Origin of the sequence: Mucilaginibacter sp. (assembly GCF_039935595.1) — a bacterium.
GTDB lineage: Bacteria > Bacteroidota > Bacteroidia > Sphingobacteriales > Sphingobacteriaceae > Mucilaginibacter.
In genome coordinates this window covers 1-12,726 of record NZ_JBDTJZ010000080.1, presented here as the reverse complement: position 1 = coordinate 12,726, position 12,726 = coordinate 1, and the positions used below count along the sequence as shown (strand labels likewise).

Genomic DNA, 12,726 nt, shown 5'->3' with positions numbered 1-12,726 from the left:
TCCCAATATTCTTACAGCTTCCAATATCCTTAATGTACCTATTCCATCTGCATTAGCCGTATACTCGGGGGTATCAAAACTTACCTTTACATGCGACATTGCGCCCAAATTATATATTTCGTCAGGTTGTACCTGCTGTACTATACGTATAAGGTTCGTGCTATCGCTTAAATCGCCATAATGCAATATCAGGTTTTTGTTGGTATCATGTGGGTCCTGGTACAAATGGTCTATCCGGTCTGTATTAAATAAGGAACTACGACGCTTAATGCCGTGTACTTCATATCCTTTTGAAAGTAATAATTCTGCTAAATAGGCTCCATCTTGCCCGGTTATACCTGTTATAAGCGCTATTTTTTTCATGTATTGTTTATGCGAATTTTTAGTAAAAATAATATCTATTTGTCAGCTTAATAATAATTTGTTTTAAAATGCGCCATCATCACCTTTAATTACATTCCAGAAGGTAAGGAATATGATCTTCAGATCTAATAAAAACGACCAGTTTTCCAAATACCATACATCCGCCTCAACGCGTTGAAGAATATGATCGGTAGATTTGGTTTCGCCTCTTAACCCATTGGTTTGTGCCCAACCAGTTATTCCCGGCTTTAAAAAATGGCGAACCATAAATTTATCAATTAATTGCGAATACTCTTCGGTATGGCTAAGCATATGCGGCCTAGGCCCTACAACAGACATATTGCCTATTAAAACATTAAAAAATTGAGGGAATTCATCTAAACTTGTTCTACGTATAAATGCACCTATCGGTGTAATGCGGGAATCGCCTTTTACGGCTTGCTTTTTATCAGCATCCGTATTTAAACGCATGCTTCTAAACTTATAGCATTTAAAAGGAATATTGTTTTTACCCGAGCGCTTTTGAACAAAAAAAACAGGTCCAGGCGATTGTAACTTTATCAAAATAGCCAGAATTGGAAAAAGCCAGCTTATAATAAATATGATGATAAATAACGAGAAAAGTATATCAAAAAGTCTTTTTATGGTTCTGTTTAATATACTTTCTAATGGCTCGGGCCTAACTGATATTACCGGTATATGATCAAAATTTTGAACAAACATTGCCCGCTTTTTTGAATTTATATAATACTCAGGAATGATTTTAAACCGTATTAAATGCTTATCAGCATCTAACATTAATTGTTCAATTTTGTCGGACTGTGAAACGGGCAAAGCACAAAAAATTTCGTCTACTTTATTTTCAAGCACGTAACTTATGCAATCGTCAATACTGCCCAGGTACAGCCCTATATCTGCAACACGTGATGCTTTATCATCAAAAAAGCCTAAAACCTTGTAGCCACTATGCTTATAATGTTCAAAATATTCAAAAATATCCTGGCCTATGCGTCCTGACCCTACAATAATTATGGTTCTGGAATCCATTAATAAATTACGTTTGCTTTTTCTTATAGCCAGAAACACCAACTTCCATATACCAACCAGCAAGCCAAATAACAGCAAAGAATACAATAGATATAAGCGCGAGATCAAATACGTTTGAGGGCCAATAATGGCCAGTATTGCAAAACAAATTAACGATACGAATACCAGATATGTTTTAAAAAATGACTGGTAGGTACGTATGGAATCGCGGTTTAAAACGCGTTCATATAAGCCGGTAAGGTTTGTTGATAGTAGCCAAACCAAATTAAACACTAATACTACTGACAAGTATTTGCTATCAGTATTCCATGATTGTGGCTTGTCAATTATTAAATATGCTATAAACATGCTAATATTAAGCATGATATAATCAACAGTTAAGTTGATGGCCTTAATAAAGGTAGCATACCTATAAACCATTAGACGCTATTTATTGTTTAAATTATTTATTTCATCTATCGTTGCCACTGCACTGCCAAACTTAGCTACGACAATTGCTGCAGCACTATTTGCAAAGTCGCACGCTTCTGATATGGATAAATTATTTGCCAAAGCAAAAGCTAAAGCAGCAATCACCGTATCGCCGGCCCCTGTTACATCAAAAACATCAATTGCCCTTGTAGGCTTTTTAATTACTTTATTTTGATGATAAATTGCTACACCATCTTCTGATAAGGTAACCACAATTATTGGCGAGGCCGTAACATCTGCAATTTTTTTGCATGCCTGCTCAAGCGTTTCATCATTTGTTATCTTAATGCCCGACGCTAGTTCGGCCTCCTTTTTATTCGGCTTTATTAAACCCGCACCATAATATACAGACAGGTCCTTGGTTTTTGAATCAACAACACTTAGTACGTTGTTGGCATTACAAAGTTTAATTATATTTTTTATCAGGTAAGGGCTTAATACCCCTTTGCAATAATCTGATAAAATAACTACATCGATGGTGCTTATTTTCGCTGCCAAGAATTCAAGTATTTTATCAGCAATGGTATCATCACAATAATGTTTATCCTCTTTATCCAGCCTTATCAATTGATGCCTGTTTACAATAACTCGGCTTTTTATGGTGGTACGACGTGTTTCGTCATGTACCAAATAATAAAAAGCAGGCTCTAACTTATTGATCTCAGTTTTTATAATATCTCCGGCACTATCATTATTGCTTATACTTATAATAGATGCCTCGCATCCAAAAGCTTTTAAATTTTCGAGCACATTGCCTGCCCCGCCTAAGCTGTAAACATCCTCGGATACGTCTACTATTTGCACAGGCGCTTCGGGCGAAATACGTGTGCATGATCCGTTTATATAATGATCAAGCATTATATCGCCTATTACACAAATTTTTACATTTTTGTGTTCCTGTAATTTGAATAAAGGCATTAGCGGTGGATAATGTAATAAAAAGTTAATTGCGAATATCGCTAATTAACAGGAATTTTAACAATAATTAAATTAGGCCTGCCCCATTGTACCACCAAAATTCATGGGGAACCCGCCCGGACCCTGTTGTAACTTAACCACGCCGTTTATTGCCTCAAATTTTTCAATATTATCCTCAAGGGCATTTACCAGGCGTTTGGCATGTTCGGGTGTAAGTATTATCCTTGATTTTACCTTGGCCTTGGGCACACCGGGTACCACACGTATAAAATCAATCACAAACTCTGAAGTTGAATGGGTAATTATGGCCAGGTTTGAATATATGCCTTCTGCAATCTCTTCAGAAAGTTCAATACTCAGTTGATGTTCATTTTGTTCTTCTTCCATTATGCTAAAATAGCAAAGCCTTCTATTTTCAAGAAGGCTTTGCTAAAATTATTATTTAATTATTGTTTATGCTTCTACTTCTTCAGTTTTTGAAGCCATTAAGCGGTCAAATTCTTCCTGAGAACCTACGCGTATATTTTCGTATTCGCGTAAACCTGTTCCTGACGGAATTAAGTGGCCAACAATAACGTTTTCTTTCAAACCAAGCATCAAGTCTTTTTTACCTGCTATAGCTGCTTCGTTCAGTACTTTGGTAGTTTCCTGGAACGATGCTGCCGAGATAAACGATTTGGTACCTAACGATGCACGGGTAATACCTTGCAATATCGGGCTTGACGTTGCTGCAATAGCGTCACGTACTTCAACTAATTTTAAATCTTTACGTTTTAAAATTGAGTTTTCGTCACGTAATTTTCTTACAGACAATATCTGACCAGCTTTAACATTTTCAGAATCACCCGGATCAACAACTACCTTTTTATCAAAAATATCGTCATTTTCTACCATGAAATCCCAGCTGTCAACCGATTCGCGCTCTAAGAAACGAGTATCGCCCGCATCTTCAATTGATACTTTTTGCATCATTTGGTGCACAATAACCTCAAAGTGCTTGTCATTTATCTTAACACCCTGCAAACGGTAAACTTCTTGTATACCATTTACCAGGTACTCTTGTACTGCAGCTGGCCCTTTAATAGCCAATATATCAGCCGGAGATATTGAACCGTCAGACAATGGCATACCTGCTCTTACAAAGTCATTATCCTGTACAAGGATGTGTTTTGATAATGGTACAAGGTATTTTTTGATTTGTCCATCTTTTGATTCGATGGTCATTTCGCGGTTACCACGTTTAACACCACCTAAGGTAACTACACCATCAATTTCGGTTACAACAGCCGGGTTAGATGTGTTACGTGCTTCAAACAACTCGGTTACACGTGGTAAACCACCTGTAATATCGCGGGTTTTACCGGTTGAACGAGGTATTTTAGCAATAATTTGTCCGGTTTGTAATTTTTCTCCTTCATCAACGGCAATGTGTGCGCCTACCGGGATGTTATATCCTTTAATTACATTACCCTTACCATCACTAACCTGTATTACCGGGTTTTTGGTTTTATCGCGGGTGTCAATAATTACTTTTTCACGGTGACCTGTTTGCTCGTCAGACTCTTCACGGAAAGTGATACCTTCTAACACGGCTTCAAATTGTGCCTTACCTGCAAACTCAGATATAATAACCGCGTTATACGGATCCCATGAGCAAATACGGTCGCCACGCTTTATTTTGCTGCCATCTTTTACATACAGGTATGAACCGTATGGAATATTGTTGGTAACAATTACCTTATTGCTTCCTTCTTCTACAATACGGAATTCGCCCGAACGACCTAATACTACATCAACAGCACCTTCTTCGGCAGTTTGATAACTTACAGTACGTACGTTTTCAAATTCAATTATACCATCAAATTTAGCGTTGATCTGTGATTCGGCCGCGATGTTTGACGCGGTACCACCCACGTGGAATGTACGTAAGGTTAACTGTGTACCCGGCTCACCGATTGATTGTGCTGCAATAACACCAACAGCTTCGCCTTTTTGCACGCGTTTACCGCTTGCCAGGTTACGGCCATAGCATAACGCGCATACACCACGTTTGCTCTCGCAGGTTAATACCGAACGAATTTCGATGCCCTCTAACGGAGAGTTTTCAATGTTTTTAGCTATTTCTTCAGTAATATCTTCTCCTGCTGATACCAGTAATTCATTGGTAATAGGATCATGTACATCACTTAAGGTTGTACGGCCCAAAATACGGTCATACAATGGCTCAACAATATCTTCATTATCTTTTAACGCGGTAGTGTATATACCCCTTAACGTTCCGCAATCAACCTCGCCAACAATCATATCCTGTGCCACGTCATGTAAACGACGGGTAAGGTAACCCGCATCAGCAGTTTTTAACGCTGTATCCGCCAAACCTTTACGTGCACCGTGGGTAGATATAAAGTACTCTAATACTGACAAACCTTCTTTAAAGTTTGAAAGGATAGGATTTTCAATGATCTCGCCGCCTGAACCTGATTTTTGAGGCTTAGCCATCAAACCACGCATACCTGCAAGCTGACGGATCTGCTCTTTTGAACCACGCGCTCCTGAATCAAGCATCATGTAAACCGAGTTAAAGCCCTGATTATCATTGCTCAGGATGTCCATCACATTAGCTGTTAAGCGGTTGTTGATACGAGTCCAAATATCAATGATCTGGTTATAACGCTCATTATTAGTAATGAAACCCATGTTATAGTTACCCATTACTTCTTCCACTTGTTTAGAAGCTTGTGCAATAAGCGTAACTTTTTCGGCAGGGATATTAATATCCTTCAGGTTAAATGATAAACCACCCTGGAATGCCATTCTGAAACCTAATTCCTTAATATCATCAAGGAATTGGGCAGCGCGTGCCATACCGGTGTTTTTAACTACTTCGCCAATAATATCACGTAATGATTTTTTGGTTAACAGCTCATTTATATAACCTACTTCGGCAGGTACGTGCTGGTTAAACAATACACGACCCACTGTGGTATCAATAATTTTATTTACAATGCTTCCGTCTCTTTCTTTAACTAAAGCTTTAACCTTAATAAACGCATGCAAGTCTAATTTCCTTTCGTTGTACGCGATGATCACCTCTTCGGCAGAGTAGAAAGTTAAGCCTTCGCCTTTTATAACACGGTCTGCATCAGTTTTACGGCCTTTGGTTATGTAATACAAACCAAGCACCATATCCTGCGATGGTACAGTAATAGGTGTACCGTTGGCAGGGTTTAAAATATTATGCGATGCCAGCATCAAAACCTGGGCTTCCAAAATTGCCGCGTTACCAAGTGGTACATGCACGGCCATCTGGTCACCGTCAAAATCCGCGTTAAAGGCGGTACAAGTTAAAGGGTGCAATTGTATAGCTTTACCTTCAACCAATTTTGGCTGGAATGACTGGATACCTAAACGGTGCAATGTTGGTGCACGGTTTAATAATACCGGGTGTCCTTTTAATACGTTTTCTAAAATATCCCATACTAATGGGTCTTTACGGTCAACTATCTTTTTGGCAGATTTTACTGTTTTAACCACACCACGCTCAATCATTTTGCGAATGATAAATGGTTTAAACAACTCGGCAGCCATATCTTTTGGTAAACCGCACTCGTGTAGTTTCAAATTTGGACCTACAACAATTACTGAACGTGCTGAATAATCAACACGTTTACCCAATAAGTTTTGACGGAAACGGCCTTGTTTACCTTTCAAAATATCTGAAAGTGATTTTAACGCACGGTTACCTTCGGTTTTTACCGCGTTAACTTTACGCGAGTTATCAAATAACGAGTCTACAGCTTCCTGTAGCATACGTTTTTCGTTACGTAAAATTACCTCAGGTGCTTTTATCTCAATTAAACGTTTTAAACGATTGTTACGAATAATTACACGACGATAAAGGTCATTTAAATCTGAAGTTGCAAAACGGCCACCTTCTAAAGGTACTAACGGGCGCAATTCAGGCGGGATAACCGGAACGATCTTAACGATCATCCACTCGGGGTTATTCTCAATCCTTGTTTTTGAACCACGGAAAGCCTCAACTACCTGTAAACGTTTCAAAGCTTCGTTTTTACGTTGCTGAGAAGTTTCGGTAGCTGCCTGGTGACGCAGGCTGAATGACAATTCGTCAAGATCAATACGTCTTAATAATTCTTCCAAAGCCTCTGCACCCATTTTGGCTACAAATTTCTGAGGATCCTTATCATCAAGATATTGGTTCTCTTTTGGAAGGGTATCTAAAACATCCAGGTATTCTTCTTCAGTTAGGAAATCCATAGCATTAATGCCATCGGCTTCCTTAATACCGGCTTGTATTACTACATATCGTTCGTAATAAATAATCAGATCAAGTCTTTTTGTTGGTAAACCTAAAAGGTAACCAATTTTGTTAGGCAATGACCTGAAATACCAAATATGCGCAACCGGAACCACCAAATTAATGTGGCCCATACGCTCGCGGCGCACTTTCTTTTCAGTTACTTCTACACCGCAACGGTCGCAAACAATACCTTTGTAACGTATGCGTTTGTATTTACCGCAATGGCACTCATAATCCTTAACCGGACCAAAAATACGCTCGCAGAATAAACCATCGCGTTCAGGCTTGTACGTCCTGTAGTTAATGGTCTCTGGTTTTAAAACTTCACCGCTCGAACGCTCCAGTATAGATTCAGGCGAAGCTAAGCTGATAGTGATGGTAGTAAAGTTACTTTTGATTTTATTATCCTTTTTGTAAGACATAGTCTCCTTTGTTTTAATGGTTAAAGGCTAAAGGTGAAAGGTAAAAGGTTTCAGCATCTCTGCCTTTGTCCTTTTACCTTTATCCTTTTACCTTATTCTAAAGTAATATCCAAACCTAAACCTCTTAATTCATGAACCAATACGTTGAATGATTCAGGAACTGAAGGCGTTGGCAGGTTTTCACCTTTAACAATAGCCTCATAAGTTTTAGCACGGCCAATAACATCATCCGATTTAACGGTCAATATTTCTTGCAGTATGTTTGCAGCACCAAATGCTTCAAGTGCCCAAACCTCCATCTCACCAAAACGCTGACCACCAAACTGGGCTTTACCACCCAATGGCTGTTGTGTAATTAATGAGTATGGCCCTATTGAACGTGCGTGCATTTTATCGTCAACCATGTGACCTAATTTCAGCATGTAGATAATACCTACAGTAGTTTGCTGGTCAAAACGATCGCCGGTTAATCCGTTGTATAAATAGGTACGACCAGATTCTGGTAAGTTGGCTTTTTTAACCCACTGTTCCACTTCTTCATGGCTTGCACCATCAAAAATCGGCGTAGCGAATTTCATGCCCAGCTCTTTACCGGCCCATCCTAATACAGTTTCATATATCTGGCCAAGGTTCATACGTGAAGGTACACCCAGTGGGTTCAACACAATATCAACCGGTGTTCCGTCCTCTAAGAAAGGCATATCTTCGTCACGTACAATACGTGCAACAATACCTTTATTACCGTGGCGGCCCGCCATTTTATCACCTACTTTAAGCTTACGCTTTTTAGCGATGTAAACTTTAGCCATTTGTACTATACCTGATGGCAACTCATCACCCACACTTATAGCAAACTTATCACGACGGTAAGCACCTAACTCTTCATTAACTTTAATATTGTAGTTATGAAGCAAAGTTTTTATTTGCTCGTTTTTATCGTCATCAGTTGTCCATTTAGTTGGGTTGATGTTTTCGTAGCTTAATTCAGTCAGTATTTTCTGAGTAAATTTAACGCCTTTAGGTACGTGCAGCTCTTTGTAAACATTAAATACGCCTTGTGATGTTTTACCATTCACAATCTCAAATAACTTTTCAATTAAAGTAGATTTAAGATCTTTTACGGCTTTATCATGTTTAGCATCTAATTTTTCAATCTGCGCTTTTTCTTCTGCCTTGGTAGTCTTTTTAGCACGCGAGAATAATTTGGTATCAATAACCACACCTGCAATTGAAGGCGGAGTTTTTAATGACGCATCTTTAACGTCACCTGCTTTATCACCAAATATGGCACGTAGTAATTTTTCTTCCGGCGAAGGATCTGATTCACCTTTAGGGGTGATCTTACCTATCAGGATATCGCCTTCTTTAACCTCAGCTCCAACACGGATAATACCGTCTTCGTCCAAATCTTTAGTGGCTTCTTCTGATACGTTAGGGATATCTGGTGTTAACTCCTCTTCCCCACGTTTGGTATCACGCACTTCCAGTTCAAATTCTTCAACGTGAAGCGACGTAAATATATCCTGCGATACAACACGCTCTGATATTACAATCGCATCCTCAAAGTTATAACCTTGCCAAGGCATGAATGCCACTTTAAGGTTACGACCCAGGGCCAGCTCACCATTTTGGGTAGCATAACCCTCGCAAAGTACTTGTCCTTTTTCAACGCGTTCGCCTTTTTTAACAATTGGCTTCAGGTTAATGGTAGTGCTTTGGTTGGTTTTTTTGAACTTGGTTAAAATATAACTTCTGGTATCACCATCGAACGAGATCAAACGATCAAGGTCATTACGGTCATACTTAATTCTTATTTCGTTTGCATCCACATACTCAACAACGCCATCACCTTCGGCATTGATTAACGTACGTGAATCTTTTGCCACACGGCCTTCCAAACCTGTACCTACAATTGGCGCTTCAGGGCGCAACAATGGTACGGCCTGGCGCTGCATGTTTGATCCCATCAACGCACGGTTAGCATCATCATGTTCCAGGAACGGAATCAATGAAGCAGCTATCGACGTAATTTGGTTAGGCGCAATATCCATCAGATCCAATTTTTCAGGATCAATGATTGGGAAGTCGCCTTCAAAACGTGCTTTTACCTTAGGTAAGTCAAAAACACCTTTATCGTTATAGTGTGCATTGGCTTGTCCAATGGTTTTACCATCTTCATCTTCTGCTGATAAGTAAATTACCGGCTCATTAACCTGTACTACACCTTCAACCACACGTTTATACGGCGTTTCAATAAAGCCTAAGTTGTTAATTTTAGCATGTACACAAAGTGATGATATCAAACCAATGTTCGGTCCTTCGGGAGTTTCAATGGTACACAACCTACCGTAGTGGGTATAGTGTACGTCACGAACCTCGAAACCTGCACGCTCGCGCGACAGACCACCGGGGCCTAAGGCTGACAGACGACGCTTGTGCGTGATCTCTGCCAGTGGATTGGTTTGGTCCATAAACTGTGATAACTGATTAGTTCCGAAGAACGAGTTGATCACCGATGAAAGTGTACGTGCATTGATCAGGTCGGTTGGTGTGAACACCTCGTTGTCACGAATGTTCATACGCTCGCGGATGGTACGGGCCATACGGGCCAAACCAACGCCAAACTGCGCATATAACTGCTCGCCAACGGTACGTACCCTACGGTTTGACAAGTGATCAATATCATCCACCTCGGCTTTTGAGTTGATCAGTTTGATAAGATATTTTACTATCGCAATAATATCCTGTTTAGTTAAAACCTTAGTTTCATCAGAAGTATCAAGCTTTAGTTTACGGTTGATGCGGTAACGGCCCACATCGCCCAGGTCATATCTTTTATCCGAGAAGAATAAACGATCAATGATACCACGTGCAGTTTCCTCATCAGGTGGTTCAGCGTTACGTAATTGACGGTAAATATGTTCAACCGCTTCTTTCTCAGAGTTAGAAGTATCTTTTTGTAAAGTATTATATATAATAGTATAATCGCCACTGGTTGATGCATCTTCCTTGTTTAGGATGATGGTTTTAACACCGGCGTCAATGATCATATCAATATGGTCATCTTCCAGCACGGTTTCACGTTCCAGGATTATCTCGTTACGGTCAATAGAAACAACTTCGCCGGTATCTTCGTCAACAAAGTCTTCAACCCATTTTTTAAGCACCCTTGCGGCAAGCTTGCGGCCAATAAATTTCTTTAAGCCTGATTTGCTAACCTTTACTTCATCAGCCAGTTCAAATAATTCTAATATGTCTTTATCTGAATCATAGCCGATAGCACGCAATAAGGTAGTTACCGGGAATTTCTTTTTACGGTCAATATAAGCATACATCACGTTGTTAACGTCTGTAGCAAACTCAATCCATGAACCCTTGAACGGTATTACACGGGCCGAGTACAATTTTGTACCGTTGGTGTGTCGGCTCTGGCCAAAAAACACACCTGGCGAACGGTGCAACTGCGATACAATTACACGTTCGGCACCATTAATAACAAAGGTACCTTTAGGCGTCATATAAGGGATGGTACCCAGGTAAACGTCCTGTACAATTGTTTCAAAATCTTCGTGCTCGGCATCATTACATGATAAGCGAAGTTTTGCTTTTAAAGGCACACTGTAAGTTAATCCGCGTTCAATACACTCGCGTATATCATAACGTGGCGGATCAATGAAATAATCAAGAAACTCTAAAACAAAGATGTTTCTTGAATCTGAGATCGGAAAGTTTTCGGCAAATACTTTAAACAACCCTTCTTTATAACGGTTGTCTGAAGTGGTTTCCAATTGAAAAAATTCCTGGAAAGACTGCAACTGCACATCCAGAAAATCAGGGTAATCAAGTACCTTTCTACTGGTTGCAAAGTTTACTCTTTGATTATTATTGTTTGCCAAGGTATTTTAAATTTAGTTATTAACTTGTAGATGTTTTTCAGATTTGAGATGTGAGATTTGAGAAGTAAGATCATAAAAACTTAGCTGTTAAAGCTATAGTCTTATATATCAAATCTCATACCTAAAAATCTCATCATTATAAACAGCAATAGACCCCGACCAAAATAGGTCGGAGTCTGATGCTATAAGTATTGTGGTTAACTTATTTAACCTCAACTACTGCTCCGGCTTCTTCTAATTGTGATTTCAAAGATTGAGCTTCTTCTTTAGTTACACCAGTTTTTACTTCTTTAGGTGCACCGTCAACAAGATCTTTTGCTTCTTTCAAACCAAGACCGGTTAAGTCTTTTACTAATTTAACAACTGCTAATTTTGAGCCACCTGCTTCTTTCAGGATAACATCAAATGCAGTTTGCTCAGCAGCAGCCGCAGGAGCGTCATCGCCACCACCGGCAGCCGGGCCAGCAACAGCTACAGCTGCAGCAGCAGGCTCAATACCATACTCGTCTTTTAAGATCTGAGCTAATTCGTTTACTTCTTTTACTGTTAAGTTTACCAACTGTTCAGCAAACGCTTTTAAATCCGCCATTTTATTTTAATTTTTACTTTAATGCTTTTGTTTTTAAAATCGAACTTTTAGGTGTCCGTTTAACCTCTTTCTTGTAAAGTTTTTACAAGTCCTGCAATTGTATTTCCGCCTGATTGTAATGCAGAAATAACGTTTTTAGCAGGAGATTGTAATAATCCAATAATTTCGCCAATCAATTGTTCTTTTGATTTTAATTTGGTCAAAGTGTCAATCTGATTGTCTCCAACAAATATTGCTGAGTCAATGTAAGCTGCTTTTAAAATTGGTTTATCACCTTGTTTTCTTAACTGTTTGATCAGCTTTGCCGGGGCAGTTGCTGATTTTGAGAAAAGAATTGATGATGAGCCTTTAAGCACGTCAAACATTGGGCTAAAATCACCGCCTGCAGCTTCCATAGCCTTTTTAATAAGGGTATTTTTTGCTACCTGCATCGTAATGTCGCTTTCAAAACATTTACGACGGATGTCATTGATCTTGGCAACCGTTAAATCAGAAGTATCAGTAATATAAAAATTACCGTAATCCTTAATTTGTTCAGTAAGGGCAAGAACAAGGTCGTGTTTTTCTTCTTTATTCATGATTAGATCCCCGCTACTGTTTTGGTTTCAATTTCAATTCCTGGTGACATAGTTGAAGAGATATGGATACTCTTAAAATATGTTCCTTTCGCTGATGATGGTTTTAATTTTGAGATAGTTT

General features: G+C 39.2%; 8 protein-coding genes and 1 pseudogene. All 9 read right to left on the bottom strand.

Annotated elements, in window-relative coordinates:
- Nucleotides 1–363 (bottom strand): GDP-mannose 4,6-dehydratase (locus ABI367_RS05020; protein ID WP_462258034.1); only part of this gene is annotated, 363 nt, incomplete at its 3' end.
- A 63-nt stretch (nt 364–426) separates the two neighbouring features.
- Nucleotides 427–1,830, bottom strand: a complete 1,404-nt coding sequence (locus ABI367_RS05015) for an undecaprenyl-phosphate glucose phosphotransferase (RefSeq protein ID WP_462258033.1) — start codon at nt 1,828–1,830, stop codon at nt 427–429.
- Nucleotides 1,831–1,836: 6 nt separating this feature from the next.
- On the bottom strand, nt 1,837–2,799 hold the full coding sequence (locus ABI367_RS05010; protein ID WP_462258032.1) for a bifunctional heptose 7-phosphate kinase/heptose 1-phosphate adenyltransferase: 963 nt from the start codon (nt 2,797–2,799) through the stop codon (nt 1,837–1,839).
- A gap of 72 nt (nt 2,800–2,871) precedes the next feature.
- Nucleotides 2,872–3,186, bottom strand: coding sequence for a DUF3467 domain-containing protein (locus ABI367_RS05005; protein ID WP_462258030.1), 315 nt, complete (start codon nt 3,184–3,186; stop codon nt 2,872–2,874).
- A gap of 66 nt (nt 3,187–3,252) precedes the next feature.
- Nucleotides 3,253–7,542, bottom strand: a complete 4,290-nt coding sequence (gene rpoC, locus ABI367_RS05000; RefSeq protein WP_462258029.1) for a DNA-directed RNA polymerase subunit beta' — start codon at nt 7,540–7,542, stop codon at nt 3,253–3,255.
- A gap of 92 nt (nt 7,543–7,634) precedes the next feature.
- Entirely contained in the window at nt 7,635–11,438 is a 3,804-nt protein-coding gene (gene rpoB, locus ABI367_RS04995; RefSeq protein ID WP_462258028.1) for a DNA-directed RNA polymerase subunit beta, read from the bottom strand.
- Between the two features lie 202 nt (nt 11,439–11,640).
- Nucleotides 11,641–12,027, bottom strand: coding sequence for a 50S ribosomal protein L7/L12 (gene rplL, locus ABI367_RS04990; RefSeq protein ID WP_214071516.1), 387 nt, complete (start codon nt 12,025–12,027; stop codon nt 11,641–11,643).
- Between the two features lie 59 nt (nt 12,028–12,086).
- Nucleotides 12,087–12,605: a 50S ribosomal protein L10 gene (rplJ, locus tag ABI367_RS04985; RefSeq protein ID WP_462258027.1), complete on the bottom strand. Its 519-nt coding sequence runs from the start codon at nt 12,603–12,605 to the stop codon at nt 12,087–12,089.
- Nucleotides 12,606–12,607: 2 nt separating this feature from the next.
- Nucleotides 12,608–12,726, bottom strand: a pseudogene (locus tag ABI367_RS04980) (50S ribosomal protein L1); the annotation flags it as partial.